This window comes from Collinsella sp. OM06-18AC (genome assembly GCF_003438785.1).
GTDB lineage: Bacteria > Actinomycetota > Coriobacteriia > Coriobacteriales > Coriobacteriaceae > Collinsella.
Map to the genome: position 1 here is coordinate 211,063 of NZ_QSTX01000002.1, position 17,062 is coordinate 228,124.

Genomic DNA, 17,062 nt, shown 5'->3' on the forward strand with positions numbered 1-17,062 from the left:
TAATCGATGTCATTAGTATTTCGGAAGGATGGAACAGAATGGCGTTGAGCAAGGCATCATGCACCGGTCGCGGATTGATTCCGGCAATTGGTGGACATGTGCACCGCATGTTCGATGAGGGTGAAGACGACCTGTTTTCGCTGAGCCTTGACGACGTGATGGATGATCGCCCGTGGACCGCCGACGAACTCATGGGCGGCGGGGCTCGTCCGTCAAGCCTCAATCCCGCACTTGCGCCTAAGCCCGCATCTGCGCCGACTCCTGCGCAGTCGCCTGTTTCGACGCCCGCACTCACTTCGGCGACCACGCCCGCTCCCCGCCCCGCAAGCGACCCGTCCGAAACGGCGGCATTTCTCGCTGCAGCGACGCAGGGCAAATCGGCCGACAGCACCGTTATGTACAGCGCCCAGCAGTTGCCTGTTCCTGCGGCACGCAAGCCTCCGGTCACAAGGCTCGATGAGCCCGTTGCCCATCAGGTTGCCTACGATTCCTGGGCTGCAACCGATCTGGATGAGACCTCTACCGGCATGCCGGCGCTCGACGTTCCAGTTAACCCGCTTTTTGCCGCCAACACGAGTGCCGCGGACTATGAGAGCGGTACGGCATTTTCCGATTATTCCGATGGCTATGCTGGCAACGGTCGCATCGAGACCGAGGATTATGGCACCGCATCGAGCGATTATCTCAACGATCCGTACGCTGCCACGCCTGCACCGGAATATGACCCGGAGGCCGCGTCCGCGCCGGTGTATACCAAAAGCACAGGCGAAGAACGCTTCGCCGATTATTACGCCGAGGAAAAGGCGCTGCGTTTCTCGGAATTTCCGCAGGCAGTCAAGGTTGCCTTTATCGCCATTGTCATTGCCCTGCTCGGTGTCATTGCGTTTGAGGGATTCCGGCTGTTCTCCGGCCCCACCCAAGCGGAGTCGGAGACCCAGCAAAAAGAGGACGATAACGAGTATCTGGACATCAACACCCTCAAGGGCGACCCCAACGACGGGGACGACGAGTAGCGAGGGCTGAAGGCGACCGCAGGATCCCGCATCCAGCACTGGCTTCTAAGTGCTGTTTTGTCATCCAGCTACACTTTTCCGGATAATTTGCCTATCGAATTTGACACTTTTCCGAAGTTTTAAGGTGCCTATTTCGACACTTTTCCGGATGAAAGCCGAATAATCACTTGGGAAACCAACGCAGTCCGCTCGTCATTTCGCGGATGGCGCTTGATTTCTGTCCGTACACGTTGATAGACTTCCTCTTGCCCGCAAGGAGCGGGCGCGTTTTATCCAGAGTCGGGGTAGAGAGTTGGCTCCACGATCCCGACGCCAACCGGCCAAGAGGCACGGTGGCCCTGCCAACATCGATGAAAGGAGTCCGTATGGACAATTTCTCCGTGCGCAGCGAGCGCAATTTCCACAACCTGATCGTCAAGCCAAAACGAATGCATCTTCTAGACGAGCCGAGCGGCTACACCTCGGCTTTGGTGAAGAGCGGCCTCTCCCACCAGATGCGCTTTACCATACAGAAGCTCGAGGAGGAACTCTGTGCTGCTGGCAATCCGCACGTACTGCAGATTCAGCTGCTCGGAGACGACTCGCGCGAGCCGTCTAGCTGGAAGCTCTTTGCCGACGGCGCGTGTGTCGCAAGCGGGTCCGGAGCCTTTGCCCGCGAGCGCTTCTGCGAGGGCGCTGAGGTGTTTCTGGACCTGTGTCGCGACGCCGTACGCACAGCCGAGCTGCGTCAGTGGAGCCAAAGGGAGTACGAGCTGCTGAGTGCAGCGGGCGGGATTGCGGAAGTGCAGGTAGGCGGACCGAGCCACTCGTCATACTGATTGACGCTTCGATTCAAACAGCAGGGCGGAGTCGCGCTTACAGCGCTGCCATGCCAAACCGAATGGCGTTCTCAAAAGGCCTACCCCCTCCGCCTTCAGCTTCAGCAGCAGGTCGCTCGACCCGGGGCACTTGTCGGAAAGGCGCATCCGGGCTCGCTCGCCCATCCCCCACCGCTGGCGGACTTCCTGGGCGCGCGGGCTCACGCGGTAGTCCCCGTCCATCATCTGCTTGAGCAGCTTGGCGGTCACGCGCGCATCGGCCAGAGCGCTGTGGGCGTGCCCCGTCGACTCGTCAAACTCGATGCCAGACCACGTCGCCGCGTCGCCCAACGAGACGCGCCCATGGCTGCCCACGTCCATAATCGAGGTGTAAAACGCCTGCAGGTCGGCCCAGTCCGAAGGAAATGCGGCAAGGTCGATGTGCTTTGCCTGGCACTCGGTCAAAAGCTGTCGACGATCCGTCCCGCTCCAGCAAACTATCTGAGCGGAGTAGCGACCGATCCAATCGCTGAGCCTTTTGATCACCGTGTAGAGCGGATCGGCCATCGCGGTGTCCACGGTCGATATCCCTGTAAGCTCGCGGACGGGAAACGCAACGCCTTCGGTAAATTCCGTCTGCACAAACTGCGAGAACTCGCCCATCACGTTGCCGTGGTAATCGAGCTCGACGGCGCCGACCTCGATAATCTCATTGTGCAGTCCACGGCGCTGGCGCTGCTTTGGCACCGGCGCAAACTCAAAGTCCAGCACGATCTGGCGCGCAAAGTTCGTCGTATCGATAGCCGAGATGCACGGCGTCTTTTTAGCTGGCACGGTTAGGGCCTTTCTCCGTTGCCTGCCGCTTGCTACATAGGCGGCTATATTGCCGTAAGGATAGGTGCCCGTGCGGACATGAAAGCGAGACGCAATGCCATGCGCCAGGCACTCGCCACACAGACGGCCCCAAGAGTGCCGCCCGCTCTATTCAAATGCATAAAAAAGATTGAGGCCCGGCGACTTGAATCAGAGGTCATCCTGGGCCCATCAGAGCTCGTAGAGCTCTTGGTTGCTTTGGTCTCGCTCTTCACGGCGCTTATCGAACTTTCCGAGGCACTCAAGCAGCATTCGAAGCATAACAAGTCGCTGCCATTAAGGCACTGACCTCTTGACCAAGCAACGGCGCTGCCCAGCTCTCCAGAACTTGGGCTGCCGTCGACTTTATTCTATCCGCGAGTATCTGGTTTACCAAATGGATTTTCGGTAAAGGAAGCACGGCACGCCCCGCAAGACCACTACGCCCCAAGTGCCGCCATGGGGATCACCGCCACGCCGTCGTCGCGTGTGTAGGCAATGCTCCCCTTTCCAACCATGACCGCCAAAAACGCCGGCGCGGCATTCTGGGCGGCAGGATTGGAGAGCACTTTCCTCTCCAGCGCCTTGAGATTTCTCGCTCCATCGTCTGCCTTCGCATCACTCAGCTTGACCTCGATGGCTCCCCAGCGCCCGTCGTGCTCAACGATCAGATCAACCTCAAGGCCCTTCTCATCTCGGAAATAATGGACACTGTTGTCAACACCGCCGTAGGTGGAAAGGAACACGCGCACGTCGCGCAGAACAAGGTTCTCAAAGAGCATCCCCAGCGTTTGCATATCGCCAAGCAGCCGCTCGGGGGTAGCCCCCAGCAACGCCGCCGCAAGTGACGGGTCACAGAAGTAGCGCTTGGGGCGCACGCGAACGCGGGCCTTCGAGCGCATGGGCGGCTCCCATCCGCACAGGTCCTCGGTCAGCTTGAGCCTGTTGAAGAGGTCCAAGTACGCAGCGATGGTCCTCTCGTCGGGGCCCGCCTCACCGTACGAGGCGTCCTTTACGAGCGTCTTGTACGTGACAGCCTGGCTCTCGTTCATGGCAAGAGCTCGCAAAAGGCCGTGTGCAAGCTCGGGCGACATGCCCTCATCCAGCACGTTGACGTCGAGCACCGAGTGCACGTACTGGCTTGCCGTCTCTCGCGCAAGCTCTTCCGAAAGCCCAAGGTTTGCAGGCCAACCGCCCCTGCAGCACCAGCGTGCGACGTCATCCACCGTGCTCTCGCAACGCTGAGGGGCAAAACCCTCGCCCTTAAAGAGGCTTGCCAGTGACACGAGCGGCTCGCCGTCGCCCGACTCACACAGGGCCATGGGGCGCATTGACAGACGGGCGATCCTACCCGTGCCGGAATGACGAACATGGCTGCGCTCCTCGCTTTTGAGCGCGGTCGATCCCGTGAGCAAAAGTGTCCCGCGTTCGTTGCCGCTCGCGTCCACGAAGCGCCGGGCGGCATCCCAAACCTCGGGCACCTCCTGCCATTCATCGACCAGGTGTGGCGCATCGCCGATGAGCGCCAGGCTTGGGTCGACCTCTGCCGCCGCGCGCTGCGCAGGCTCATCGAGCCTGGAGACGCTCGCCGAGCGAGAGAGCGCCGTCCAGGTCTTGCCGCACCATTTGGGGCCGTTGATCTCCACACAGCCAAACGCCCGCATAAGGATGTCGAGGCGCTCCTCTATGAGCCGGGGCCTATATCCCTTTTGGGTCAATCTCTTTGGTGCATCCATAGACGGCCGTCCCTCTCTATCACGCGATATGCGAAATTACGCCATTCTCAATGCTGATTTTACGCTACTTTCAATGTAGTTTTTACGCCGTTACAGATGTAGTTTTTACGCTGTTTTCATTGAAGGTTTTACGCTTGACATCCTTAGCGCGACGCTCGCTCAACCCCTGACCACCGGATTGCCCGAATTCCGGGATGCTGCCTCCGCTCCAAACAAAAGGCCCCGGCTCGCGATGAGCTGCCTCCCATTTCTTGAACATTAGAACTGGGAGGCTTTCCACCCCATGCCTCTATCGGAAACGGCATCCCGTCCTGAGCATCGAATCCGGGACGTAGTTTCCGCATGCGGCCTCGTTAGGAAAGCATGTCCCACTCTGAGCGCTCATTCCGGGGTGCAATTTCCGCCAGAGACTCCGCCGGGAAAGCGCATCCCGGTTTGGAGCCAAAATCTGGGATGTAGTTTCCGCTTGAAGGGCGATCCGAAAAGCACGTCCCATTCCGAGTGGCAATTCCTGGTCACAGTTTCCGCAGATACAAGGCGACAGTCCGCCGCCCTTATCACATGCCTTCAAACATGCGATCCAGAAACACAAAACAGCAGATAGAATGCTCTTTTTCAAAAAAGTACACGTCCCTAAACTTACCAAGGTTTCATGTCTAGCTACCGTTCACGGTCGCCGATTACCGCCCACCGATTCAAACAAGAAATATGTCGCCAAAAGCAGGTCATCTACCTGCATGGTTAGATTTTGGTCAGCTTTTGGTCAGCTGAGCGGCAAGTTCCAGCTGATACGTTTTTGCTACCCAAAAGGAGGCGGTAGCTCATGACCCATTGCAATGACCAGCTCATCGACCAACTGCTCACTCAAGCCGAACAAGAGGGGCGCTGTCTGATTCCCCCGAGCTCGGCGATCCGAAAAGCGCTCCTTCGGCGCACCGGCGGCACGGTTGTCTCGCCCATGCCGGGGTTGTTTGCGCGAAAAACGCGCTGGAATGAACTCAACCGAGCGCAACGCCATTGCGAAATCCTCCGCGCCCTTGCGATCATCCACCCCGATTGGACGTTCTGCTCGTTTTCGGCCGCCTGTCTGCTGGGGCTCGAGGTCTCGTGGCGACATCTGAACGTTGTGCATGTCTGTAGCTCGACAAAGCCGTCGGCTCGCCCGGGCGCGCATATTCAGCGGCATCAGATCGAGCCGGCCGGAGCAATCCGTCTATCCGGCACATCAGTAACGCCGCCCATCCAAACGGCTACAGATTGCCTGCTGCAAACTGGCTTTGCAGACGGCATGCCCATTGCCGATTCGGCGATCTCAAAGCTCGGCCTTACGCGAGAGCAGTTGATGGAGGCCGTCGAACAACGAGCGACCGCCCGCAATGGTCGCGCGATTCGCACTGCCCTCACGACACTTCGATATGCCGACGCCCGCGCCGAGAGCGGTGGAGAATCGGTCGCCCGAGCCGTCATGATCGAGACGGGCTTTGCGCCCGACTGGCTTCAATACGAGCTGACGGACCCCTTCGATTCGGCCAAGCCCATACGAACGGACTTTGCCTGGGAGCGCCAGACGCGGGAACTCACACTGGGCGAGCTCGACGGGCTCATCAAATATACCGACCAGACCATGCTGGCCGGACGCACCACCGCCGAGGCGCTCGTTGCCGAACGACAGCGCGAGGCGCACCTATCGCTCTACGGTCACCCTCTGCTGCGCTTTACCATGAGCGAAGTCCGCTCGGCGGGTCTGCTCGCGAAAAAGCTGCAGACGGCAGGCATCCGGCAGACCGCTCTGCCGGCATGGCTCAACGAGGTGGAGTTGTAGGAGCTGTTGAGCTTATGCCCGTCTGCCTGCCAAACCGGGACACACTTTCCAGTTGAAGCTCCAACCGGAAAGCGCGTCCCACTCTGGAGCCGAATTCCGGGACACGCTTTCCGCCAGAGGCTCTACCGGAAAGCGCATCCCATTCTGAGCATCGATTCCGGGTCGCAGTTTCCGCCTGAGAGCCGATCCAGAAACTGCATCCCATTCTGAGCGCCAATTCCGGGACGCAGTTTCCGCTCCAAACAAAAGGCCCCGGCTCGCGATGGAACTGGGGCCAAAGGCGCAGCATATACAGTTGATGTTGAGCGCGAACAACTCGTCAGCGATGGCTGTCCGCGCCCTACCCTACCCGCGGTTGCGGACGCGGCTGTAGGGCGTATCCACCATGGGCAGATCCGGACGCAGTTTGCCGTCAAACGCGCGGTAGGCGTTCTGCACGGCGGGCGCCGTGGGGATCGTTGCAATCTCGCCGATGCCCTTTCCGCCGTATGCCACGGGCAGCAGTTCGTCCTTCTCCACGTAGATGGCGTGGATATCCGGAATCTCGGGCGCACGGAACAGCCCGAGCGTGCCGTACCTTGCCTGGGGCACGCAGTCCTTGAGCGGCCAGTCCTCGGTAAGCGCATAGCCCATACCCATGAGCACGCCGCCTTCGATCTGACCCTGGATGGAGATGGGGTTGACCACCTTGCCGGAATCGTGCGCGGCATAGACCTCGCTCACGCGACCGTCATCATCCAGAATGACCACATGCGTGGCAAAACCGTAGCAGATGTGGCTCTTGGGGTTGGGAACGTCAGCGCCCAGCTTGTCAGTCGGCTCCAGGTACACGTAGCCAAACTCACAGCCCTCGAGCGCCTTGATGGCGGCCGCGGGATCCTGAGGATGCATGCCCTGGCCGGCGACGAGCTCCTGCGTGCGCAACTGATAGGCTCGACCGTCGTCGTACTCGATCTTGACGCCGTCACCATGCGCGCTCACAGGAACATCGGGTGCAGGCTTGCCGGCCTCGATGTCAAGCATGGCATCGCGCAGCAGGAAGGCGGCACCGCGCACGGCCTCGCCGGTCACGACCGTCTGACGCGAGCCAGACGTGGTGCCGGAGTCGGGAGCGTTCTCGGTGGAGCACTCGCCATTGGCAATGCAGCTCAGCGGCAGACCGCACGCCTCGGCAACGTCCTGCAAAAAGACCGTGTTGCAGCCCTGGCCGATGTCGGACGTGGCGGCGTAGACCACGGCGCGGCCATCCTCGACGCGAATCTTGCAGCGGCCGGCATCGGGCAGGCCCACGCCCACGCCGGCGTTCTTCATGGCGCAGGCGATACCGGCGTGTCCGGGATGCGCATAGTAGGCATCCTTGACCTCAAGCAGCGTCTCCTTCAGCGCCGTGGAGCAGTCGGCAATCTGGCCGTTGGGCAAAACCTCGCCCGGCTCGATGGCGTTTCTGTAACGAATCTCCCACGGGTCCAGGCCGACCTTCTCTGCCAGCAAGTCGATCAAGCTCTCGAGCGCAAACTCGGACTGGCAAACGCCAAAGCCGCGGTACGCGCCGGCGGGCGGGTTGTTGGTGTAGTAGCCAAAGCCGCGAATGTCGGTGTTCTGGTACTTGTAGGGGCCAACGGCGTGCGTACAGGCGCGCTCGAGCACCGGGCCGCACAGCGAAGCGTAGGCGCCGGTATCAAAGTTGATCTCGCAATCAAGGCCGGTAAAGTTGCCCTCGGCGTCGCAACCCAGCGTAAAGGTACCGTCCATGGCATGGCGCTTAGGATGGAACGCAAGCGACTCAGCGCGCGTGAGCTTGCACTTCACAGGACGTTGGAACTTATATGCGGCGAGCGCGGCCAGGTGCTGGATGGACACGTCCTCCTTGCCGCCAAAGCCGCCACCCACGAGCATGGTTTCGACGACCACACGCTCGGGTTCGCTATCCCAGCCAAACATATGGGCACACTCTTTGCGCGTGTCGTAGGCACCCTGGTCGGTCGACTGCACCTTAACGCCGTTCTTGTACGGGAAGGCAACGGCGCACTCGGGCTCCAAGAAGGCATGCTCGGTAAAGGGCGTGGTAAAGCGCTGCGTCACGGTGAACGCGCTCTCTGCCAGCGCCTTGGCGGCGTCGCCGCGCGTCACGTGACGGCTCTGGCACACGTTGTCCTTGAGCTCCACCGTGTTGCCAAAGGCAAAGAAGCTGTCGTGCAGGCGCGGGGCGTCGGCAGCCCTGGCCTCGACAATGTTACGCACGGGCTCCAGCGGCTCGTAATCGATCTTTACGAGCTTCTTGGCCTTCTCGAGCGTCGCCTCGTCCTCGGCAACCACCAGCACGATGGCATCGCCCACGCAGCGGGTGATATCGCCCTGGGCGATCATGACGTCCCAGTCCTGGATAAGGTGGCCGACCTGGTTGACCGGCACGTCCTCGGCGCGCAGGATGCCCACCACACCGGGCAGGGCCTCGGCCTTGGAGGTGTCGATGGAGAGCACGAGGGCGCGCGGATACTTGGAGCGCACGGCGCTGGCGTAGGTCAGACCCGGCTGATCGAGCTCGTCGATGTCATCGGGATACTTGCCCTCGCCGAGCACCTTCTTGCGCACGTCGATACGGAAGGCGCGCTTGCCCACGCCGTAGTCGTCGCCGCGCTCCAGGTCCTCGTCGATCTGCTTTTCGCCGCGGAGCACCGCAGCTGCCAGCGAAATGCCCTCGATGATCTTCTTGTAGCCGGTGCAGCGGCAGACGTTGCCGCGGATGGCGTACTTGATCTGCTCCTCGGTGGGCTCGGGATCCTCGGCGATCAGCGCCGCACCCGCCATGACCATACCGGGGATGCAAAAACCGCACTGCACGGCGCCCACGGCGCCAAAGGCGTACACAAAGGCCTCGCGCACGTCCTCGGGCAGGCCCTCGACGGTCACGATGTTGCGACCGGCGGCAAGGGCGGTGGTCAGCACGCACGCCTTGACGGCCTCACCGTCCACGTGGATGGTGCAGGTACCGCACGCGCCCTCGGAGCAGCCGTCCTTGGCGGAGTGAATGTGCAGGTCGTCGCGCAGGTAGCGCAGCAACGGTTTGTTTTGGGTCGTCGTGCGCTCGACGCCGTTAACGGTAAAAGTGAATTCCTGTGCCATGGTGATTCCCTTCTACACGCCGGCGGCGATGCCGGTGCGGTCGTGGATGGCGCCATGCGGGCAGACGACGGCGCACATGCCGCACGACAGACAATCCGCGCCATCAATATGGGCGCAGTTGTCCTCGATGCGGATAGCGCCGGCAGGGCACTTTTTGGCGCACATGCCGCAACCGATGCAGCTCGTGTCGCAGATCTTGCGGGCGATGGCGCCCTTATCGGTGTTGTTGCAGCGCACCAGGATGTTCTGGTAGCCGGGAACGAAGGCAATCACGCGCTGCGGGCACGCCATGCCGCACAGGCCACAGCCCGTACACTTGGAGCGATCCACGCGAGCGATGCCATCAATCAGCGCAATGGCGCCGTGGGGGCAGGCCGTGACGCAGGTGCCACAGCCAATGCAGCCTTCGCTGCAGTGGGCGTCGCCGCCTGCGGAGGCGCAACCGCTTCCGCAGGCAACGTAGGCCACGTTATGTTGAATGGATTTGGCCATAAGAGACTCGCCTATTTCTTAAGAAGGTACGGATAGCTGTCGCGCACGGCCTTGATGGTCAGGCGGACGGCCTCGGGCAGACCGGTGTTGACGGCATCGACCGAGACGGTGCGGACCGTGCCGGCAACGCGGACCTTAAAGTGATCCTCGTCCACGGCCAGGAAGCCCTCGTTCTCGGAGTTCTCCATGTCCTGCTCGCTCCAGAACAGGGTGAGCTTGTCCTTGTAGGGACGACCCTCCTGGTAGGGGCAGAACACGGCGCAGTTGCCGCACTCGTTGCACATGCCATCGACATGAACGACCTGATGCTTGGCCAGGCCCGGCACCTTAATGGCCACGTTGGCGCGGTTGGGGCACACGTCGCAGCAGACCTCGCACACCGAGCCGCAGCCCAGGCAGCGAGTCTTGGTGCAGTTGCGCTTGTCACGGCACAGCGACCCCTTGCGCTCGTAGCAGGTGTCCTCGCGACCGGCCTGCTCGTTGCAGTCGGCGTACTTGTTAAAGTCCACGCCGGCGATGGCACGGGCGACCTCGGCGGCGTCGGCAATAGCCTCGACCACGGTGGCAGGACCGCGGCGGCAGTCGCCCGCAGCCCAGACGCCCTCGACGCCGGTGGAGGTGGCGGCAAGGCGGCCGCGACGGTCGTGCTCGACGCCCGCGGCATCGTACAGGCTGGCATCGATGCCCTCGCCCACGGCGCAGATCACCGTGGTGGCGAAAAGCTCGACGGTCTCGCCCGTGGCGACGGGGCTGCGACGGCCGCTTGCATCCGGCTCGCCAAGCTCCATAACGTCGCAGGTCAGCACGGCGCCGTTGAGTGCCTTGGGCGCCAGCAGCTCGCAGAACTCAACGCCGTCGGCAAGAGCAAGATCGAGCTCTTCCTCGTCGGCGGGCATCTGCTTCTTGGTGCGGCGATACACCAGGCGTACGTTCTTCACGCCAGCCAGGCGCTTGGCCACGCGGGCGGCGTCCATGGCGGTGTTGCCGGCGCCAATGACCACGACGTCCTCGCCCAGCTCGAGCTTCTCGCCCTTCTTGGCTGCCTCGAGGAACTCCAGCACATCGAGCTCGGCGCCCTCGCCCAGGCCCGCAGAGCCGGGCATCCAGGCACCGGTGGCCACGACCACGTCGGTAAAGCCCTGGGCCTTGAGCTCGTCAATGGACTCCACGTGGGCGTTGAGCTGAACCTTGGCGCCAAAGGCCAGGCAGAGCTCGGCATCGTGGGAGATATCGTCGCTGGCGATACGGAACTCGGGGATCACGTGACGGACCACGCCGCCGAGCGAATCGCGGGCCTCAAAGATGGTGACGGGCACGCCGGCGCGCGTCAGGAAGAACGCCGTCGCCAGGCCGGCCGGGCCGCCGCCGATAACGGCAACGTTGCGCTCGGCGTCGTTGGCGATGGCCTGGGCGCGCAGCTTGGGCAGCACGGCGGTCATTGCCTCGCGGGCGGCCTTGAGCTTGCTAGCGCGAATCTGAGCGCCCTCGGGCTCGTAGAATGCACGCTCGCAGGCACGGCCGCAGGGATGCGGGCAGATGGTGCCAGTAATGAACGGCAGGGCGTTGCGCTCGATGATGATGTTGAGTGCGTCCTCGTAGCGTCCCTCGTCAACAGCCGCCAGGTAGGCGGGAATATCCTGCTGGATGGGGCAGCTCGTACGGCAAGGCGTGGTAAAGCAGTCGGAAAGCGGGCTCTTGCCGGCGACCTTGCGGTCGGGCAGCGGACGCAGCGGCTTCTTGTAGAGCGGGTTGGCGAGCGAGTCGGTCTGGATCGCAGCCACGGCCTCGAGCGAGACACCCGCGAACGGCTTGCCGTCCAGGTCGGCAAACTCGCCGGCCATCTGGCTAAAGCGCTCGTAGCCACCGGGCTTGAGCACGTCAGTCGCCAGGGTGACGGGCCAAATGCCGGCGTCATACAGGGCACGGATGTTGTAGACCGTGGCACCGCCGGAGTAGCTGATGCGCAGCTTGCCATCGAACTGCTCGGTAATGCGGCGGGCGGCCTCGATGGTCAGCGAGAACAGCGAACGGCCGGACATGTACATCTCGGTAGAAGGCAGCTCGTTCCTCGTCACGTCGACGGGGAACGTGTTGGTCAGCTTGACGCCAAACTCCAGACCGCGCTCGGCGCACAGGGCAATCAGGCGCTCGAACATGGGCACGGCGTCGACCCACTGCAGGTCCTCGCGGAAGTGCGTGTCATCGAAGACGATGTAGTCAAAGCCCAGCTCGTTCAGGCGCTGGCGGGCAAACTCATAGCCCAGCAGCGTGGGGTTGCACTTGATGTAGGTATTGAGGCCCTTCTCGGTGATCAGATAGGTCGCGATGCGCTCGATCTCCGCCGGCGGGCAGCCATGCAGCGTGGACTCAGTGATGGAGTTGGAGACGCGCGCCGGGATGGACTCGACAAACGCGGCATCGACATGCTCAAACTTGTCCAGGTTAGCGAGCGCCCACGTGCGGCACTCGTTCCAGACGTCGGAGCCGCTGGCGTCCTTCATGCCCTCGATGTAGGCGTCGACCTTGGGGCTCTTAATACCCTCCAGGTCATAACCCACGGACATGTTGAAGACAAAGCCGTCCGGGCTGCCCAAGCCGTACTCGCGAGCGATCAGGTGGCAGGCGAACCATGCCTTCACGTACTCGGCAAAGGCCTGCGGAACCTCGAGCTCGGTCGACCACTCGCAGTTGTAGCACTCGTCCTGCGCCACAATGCAGGGTTTGTTCACACACTTGGAGAGCTCCTCGCCGTCCATAACCTGAACAGTCTTGAGCTCGAAGAAGCGAGAACCAGCCACATAGGATGCCACGATGTTCTGGGCAAGCTGCGTATTGGGGCCGGCGGCCGGGCCAAACGGAGTCTCGATGCGCTCGTCAAAAATGGGAAGCGCACCCTCCTGGTTGGTCGTGACCATCTTGCGCACGCCAAAGATGGCGTCCTGGGTCTTGTGCTCCTCGATGATCCAGTTCATCAGCTGCGAAAACGGGATCGGCCTCATGATGTCGCTCATAATGAGCTCCTCTCTGTAACGCCCGACGAGACCGCGCGGCGGGCGCAAATACGGTGTAGCGCTAGCACAGCGCCGGCGACCCCGCGGAGGCCGCCTATACGCGCGTCGGATGCGGCGAAACATCCGACGCGCGTGAATCTACTTGTGAATTAGTAGGTGCGATCGTTGAGCGTGCTCCAGAGCTTCTTGGACTCGGCCATGGTCCACGCGTTGATCTTGTCCTCATCAATGCCAACGAACTCGCGATCCTTGTACAGGACGCGGCCGTTGATGATGGTAGTGCGGCAGTTTTTGCCCATCATGCCAAAGAGCATATGGCCGTCGATATTCTCCTCGCTCAGCGGCGTAAAGGGCTTGTAGTCCATGACGATGACGTCGGCGGCGGCGCCGGGCTCAAGCACGCCGAGCTTGCGATCGAAGTACTTGCTCGCCATCTTGGCGTTGTTCTCGAACAGCATCGTCATGGCCTCGCACCAGCCCACGTTGGGCATAGCGGCGTTGTGGCGCTGAATGATCAGGAAAACCTTAAGGCTCTCGAGCATATCGTGGGTGTAGGCGTCGGTGCCCATGCACACGGGGATGCCGCGGCGGAAGAATTCGAGCACGGGGGCGCAGCCCACGGCGTTGCCCATATTGGATTCGGGGTTGTTGACGAGCCAGGTGCCAGACTCCTTGACGATGTCCATCTCGGCGGGCGTCACGTGGATGCAGTGGCCGAGCATGGTGTCGGGACCCAGCAGGTTGTGCTGCAGCAGGCGCTCGACGGGGCTGATGCCACCGCGGTTGAGGCGGGAGTCCCACACGTCATTCATGCCCTCGCACACATGGATGTGGAAGCCGGTCAGGCCGTTGTTGGCCTCGGCCATCTTGTCCATGGTCTCGTCCGAAAGCGTGAAGGTGGCATGCCCGCCAAACATGGCGGCGATCATGTGGTTGTCGTTATCGCGACGCTCCTTGGCGGCCCACTGGGCAAACTCGGCGTTCTCGGCAATGGCCTGGTCGCATTTTTCCTGGCCGCGGCGATCGGAGACCTCGTAGCACAGGCACGAACGCATGCCCAGCTCCTGAGCTGCATCCTTAATGGTAAAGAGGCTCCCCGGAATCTCGCAGAAGCTCGCGTGGTGATCGAAGATCGTGGTGACGCCATCGCGGATGGAGTCAAGAATCGTGGCATAGGCGCTGGCCTTGGTGCCGTCGAGCGTCAGGTTGTCGTCGATCTTCCACCACTGCTGCTCAAGATTCTCCAGGAAGTTGGTGGGGTTGCAGCCCTTAATGGCAAGGCCGCGGGCCAGACCCGAGTAGATGTGGGTGTGGCAGTTAATGAGTCCGGGCATGATGAGGTTGCCCTGGGCGTCGACGTACTCGGCATCCGGGTACTTGACCTTGAGCTCGCACTCGGGGCCCACTTCGACGATCGTATCTCCGTCAATGGCGACCGCACCGTTGGGGATGAACGGGGTCTGAGCGTTGCGAGTAAAGACGGAACCGTTAGCGACCAGAAGCATGAATGCTCCCTTCAACATCAGGGGCGGGGTTTGACACCTCTGACATAGCGGAAGTGCGAAGCGCCGGCCTACACCGGAAACGGGCCCTCTCCCGTCAACGCTTCACCAAAGGGACGAACCCTTTGAAGTGCGGCTTGGCGCCGCATGACGTCGGCGGACGAGGCGATGCGTCCGCCGACGAATAGCACCGAATTGGTTACTTCTTGCTCTCGGGCAAGACCAGATCAACGGCAGCGTCCTTGGCAGCATCGATGTGCTGAGCCACGACCGGCGTCTGCGGAAGGATCAGGTTAAGGACAATGGCCATGATGGCGGTGGGGGTTACGGCATTGGAGCCGATGACGGTGGACACCCAGGCGGGCATACCCTCGCCGGCAAGGCAACCGCTGGCCATCCAGATACCCAGGCCAAAGACGACGGAGGTACCGACGATGGTGGTAGTGCGCTGCGTGAGGCCCTCGCGGGTGAACATGCGCACGCCGTTCATGGTGATGGTGCCAAAGACGCCGACGGTCGCGCCGCCGATGACGGGCTGCGGGATAGCGGAAAGGACGGCAGAGAGCTGCGGGAACAGACCGGCGATGGCAAAGACGGCCGCAATGATCACAAAGACCCACTTGTTGACGACCTTGTTGGAGCAGATGATGCCCACGTTCTGGCCAAGGGCGCTGGTGGGAAGACCGCCCAGCAGGCCGCCGACCATAGAGGTGAGGCCCTGGGACACGATAGCGCCGGAGAGCTCGCGCTCGGTGGGCATACGGTCGATGGAGCCCAGGCAGGCGGCGGAGACGTCGCCGATAACCTGGATGGCAACCATGGGGAACACGACGGCGAGGGTAATGCAGACCTCGGGATCAAACTCAAGCGCGTAGGGCATGAGCTTGGGAAGGGCGAAGACCTGAGCGGTGGCGACGCTGGAGAAGTCGATCATGCCAAAGGGGATCGAAACGATCATGCCAACGATCATGCCAAAGAACACGGAGCCCAGTTTGAGCGTGCCCTTGCCAAAGTTGGCGAGCGCAAAGACCACGGCGAAGGTGATAAGAGCGACGCACCAGGCCTGCGGGGTGCCCCACAGCGGCGTGCCCATGCCGCCGGCCATGTACTTGACGGCCGTGGGATAGAGAGAGACGCCAATGGAGAAGATGACCGTACCGGTCACGACGGGCGGGAACAGCCACTTAATCTTGCTGTAGGCCAGACCAAAGAGGACCGCAACGGCGCCGCCGACGATCTCGCCGCCCAGCAGCGCACCAAAGCTAAAGCCCGAGGCGCCCATGGCCTGCAGGGCCGGCAGGAACGCGAACGAAACGCCCATGACGATGGGCAGGCCGCCGCCGATGCGACGGAAGGGAGCGAAGGCCTGAAGGGCCGTGTCGATCGCCGAAAGAATGAGCGCGACCTGAATGATGTCGGTGCTCTGCTGGCTATTAAAACCGTAGACGCCGGCCATGATGACAGCCGGGGTGATGATACCGGCAAACGAAGCCAGTACGTGCTGAAGGGCACACGGGATCATTTCCTTAACGGGAGGCATGCCTTCACGAGTGAACAGGGCTTCAGTGCCGTTCTTAACCGTCTCCTGGGTCATTTGACCACCAATCCTCGAAATAGTTGTTTTCGCATCTAACGCTCTATTGTGACGCAGTGCGGAGTTGAGGTTGTGCCTTCGTTGCATATCGTATTAAAGATGATTCTCATTCTCAATAATAATTTTTTGTTATCAGACTATTCTTCAGCTGAGATAATGCATTTCCGCAGGTCAGGAAAGTGTCTGGTCAAAATAGCATCTAACTTTTCTTTTGGTCAACCGTTTACCGCCAAAATCATACCGTTCGTCTGCATTACGTCATGTACCTGCGGATATACGAGACGATGAGCAGCGTGTTACCATGAGAAAAAATTGTTATGAAACTTCCGCTTTCACCCAAAGGAGTTGCCCGTGAACGAGACCGTACGTCGCTTTTTGCCGATGGTCGATTTCCTGGAGCAGATACTCGGCAAAAACAGCGAGATCGTGCTGCACGATTTCTCGGATCCCGACCACGCCATCGTCGATATTCGCAACGGCATCGTGAGCGGCCGTAAGGTCGGCGGTCCCGCCACCGATCTGGCGCTCAAGATCATGCACGACCCAAAGTATCGCGACCTGCCGTTTATTACGGGCTATGAGGGGCGCGGTGCCGGTGGCAAGACGTTGGAGTCAGCGACGTACTTTATCCGCGAGGATAAAGAGATCGTCGGCATGCTCTGCGTCAACACCGATCTCTCGACCGTGCGCTCCATCAACGCCATGGCACAGCAGCTCATGGCCTGCTTCGACGCGGCGCCGACGCGCACGGAGCCCGCCCCTATCGAGGTCGAAAGCCTTTCGGAGTCCACCCAGGAGCTCATCGACCGCAGCATTGCCGAGTTGCTGAGCGCGCGCGGGCTGGATGTAGCGTCGCTTGGTCAGAGCGACCGCGTGGACGTCATTCGCCACCTCAACGGCAACGGGGTGTTCATGCTCAAGGGCGCCGTGGCCTGCGCTGCCACCGCGTTGGGCATCTCGGAGCCCAGCGTGTACCGCTACCTGCAAAAAGTCCGCAAGGAGGGCTAACGAGCAAAATGGAGCGCGGCTCCACAAGCGATTCGTCACTTGACAAAAGACCCTGCAGCTCGCACTGAACTGCCTCCCATTTCTTGGACATGAGAAATGGGAGGCTTTCTTT

Annotated in this window: 11 protein-coding genes and 1 riboswitch; of the genes, 4 read left to right on the forward strand and 7 right to left on the reverse strand. The window is 61.3% G+C overall.

Translation table 11 applies throughout. The features are described from left to right. Positions 1-38: 38 nt before the first annotated feature. Positions 39-1,013: a hypothetical protein gene (locus DXB86_RS02355; protein ID WP_117736005.1), complete on the forward strand. Its 975-nt coding sequence runs from the start codon at positions 39-41 to the stop codon at positions 1,011-1,013. A gap of 266 nt (positions 1,014-1,279) precedes the next feature. Then, a riboswitch (SAM riboswitch) is annotated at positions 1,280-1,370 on the forward strand. Positions 1,371-1,378: 8 nt separating this feature from the next. Continuing rightward, the gene (locus DXB86_RS02360; RefSeq protein ID WP_117736006.1) at positions 1,379-1,831 is read left to right on the forward strand and encodes a hypothetical protein; all 453 of its coding nucleotides are present in this window, start codon (positions 1,379-1,381) and stop codon (positions 1,829-1,831) included. Here the strand turns inward: DXB86_RS02360 and DXB86_RS02365 are convergent. Beyond that, entirely contained in the window at positions 1,823-2,644 is an 822-nt protein-coding gene (locus DXB86_RS02365) for a 3'-5' exonuclease (RefSeq protein WP_158555261.1), read from the reverse strand. The two genes, DXB86_RS02360 and DXB86_RS02365, sit on opposite strands and share 9 nt — an antisense overlap. Before the next feature lie 458 nt (positions 2,645-3,102). Continuing rightward, positions 3,103-4,398, reverse strand: a complete 1,296-nt coding sequence (locus DXB86_RS02375; RefSeq protein ID WP_117736009.1) for an ATP-binding protein — start codon at positions 4,396-4,398, stop codon at positions 3,103-3,105. Between the two features lie 823 nt (positions 4,399-5,221). Between DXB86_RS02375 and DXB86_RS02380 the strand changes: the two genes are divergently transcribed. Further along, on the forward strand, positions 5,222-6,220 hold the full coding sequence (locus DXB86_RS02380) for a hypothetical protein (RefSeq protein ID WP_117736010.1): 999 nt from the start codon (positions 5,222-5,224) through the stop codon (positions 6,218-6,220). A 345-nt stretch (positions 6,221-6,565) separates the two neighbouring features. Here the strand turns inward: DXB86_RS02380 and xdh are convergent, their stop codons facing one another. From xdh to DXB86_RS02405, 5 genes are all read right to left on the reverse strand, one after another. After that, complete coding sequence (gene xdh, locus DXB86_RS02385) at positions 6,566-9,343, reverse strand: selenium-dependent xanthine dehydrogenase (RefSeq protein WP_117736011.1); 2,778 nt, start codon at positions 9,341-9,343, stop codon at positions 6,566-6,568. Between the two features lie 12 nt (positions 9,344-9,355). After that, complete coding sequence (locus tag DXB86_RS02390) at positions 9,356-9,835, reverse strand: 4Fe-4S binding protein (RefSeq protein WP_117736012.1); 480 nt, start codon at positions 9,833-9,835, stop codon at positions 9,356-9,358. 11 nt (positions 9,836-9,846) lie between these two features. Beyond that, positions 9,847-12,846, reverse strand: coding sequence for a putative selenate reductase subunit YgfK (ygfK, locus tag DXB86_RS02395; protein WP_117736013.1), 3,000 nt, complete (start codon positions 12,844-12,846; stop codon positions 9,847-9,849). Between the two features lie 149 nt (positions 12,847-12,995). Continuing rightward, on the reverse strand, positions 12,996-14,351 hold the full coding sequence (ssnA, locus tag DXB86_RS02400; RefSeq protein ID WP_117736014.1) for a putative aminohydrolase SsnA: 1,356 nt from the start codon (positions 14,349-14,351) through the stop codon (positions 12,996-12,998). Between the two features lie 196 nt (positions 14,352-14,547). Beyond that, entirely contained in the window at positions 14,548-15,942 is a 1,395-nt protein-coding gene (locus DXB86_RS02405) for a uracil-xanthine permease family protein (protein WP_089572468.1), read from the reverse strand. Between the two features lie 351 nt (positions 15,943-16,293). Here DXB86_RS02405 and DXB86_RS02410 point away from each other — a divergent pair, with 351 nt between their 5' ends. Continuing rightward, the gene (locus DXB86_RS02410) at positions 16,294-16,950 is read left to right on the forward strand and encodes a transcriptional regulator (RefSeq protein ID WP_233502309.1); all 657 of its coding nucleotides are present in this window, start codon (positions 16,294-16,296) and stop codon (positions 16,948-16,950) included. Positions 16,951-17,062: the final 112 nt, after the last annotated feature.

Bases quoted from the DNA above. Each gene is read 5' to 3' on its own strand.
- DXB86_RS02355 (WP_117736005.1), top strand. From the start codon at position 39: ATGGCGTTGAGCAAGGCATCATGCACCGGTCGCGGATTGATTCCGGCA.
- DXB86_RS02360 (WP_117736006.1), top strand. From the start codon at position 1,379: ATGGACAATTTCTCCGTGCGCAGCGAGCGCAATTTCCACAACCTGATC.
- DXB86_RS02375 (WP_117736009.1), bottom strand. From the start codon at position 4,398: ATGGATGCACCAAAGAGATTGACCCAAAAGGGATATAGGCCCCGGCTC.
- DXB86_RS02380 (WP_117736010.1), top strand. From the start codon at position 5,222: ATGACCCATTGCAATGACCAGCTCATCGACCAACTGCTCACTCAAGCC.
- xdh (WP_117736011.1), bottom strand. From the start codon at position 9,343: ATGGCACAGGAATTCACTTTTACCGTTAACGGCGTCGAGCGCACGACG.
- DXB86_RS02390 (WP_117736012.1), bottom strand. From the start codon at position 9,835: ATGGCCAAATCCATTCAACATAACGTGGCCTACGTTGCCTGCGGAAGC.
- ygfK (WP_117736013.1), bottom strand. From the start codon at position 12,846: ATGAGCGACATCATGAGGCCGATCCCGTTTTCGCAGCTGATGAACTGG.
- ssnA (WP_117736014.1), bottom strand. From the start codon at position 14,351: ATGCTTCTGGTCGCTAACGGTTCCGTCTTTACTCGCAACGCTCAGACC.
- DXB86_RS02405 (WP_089572468.1), bottom strand. From the start codon at position 15,942: ATGACCCAGGAGACGGTTAAGAACGGCACTGAAGCCCTGTTCACTCGT.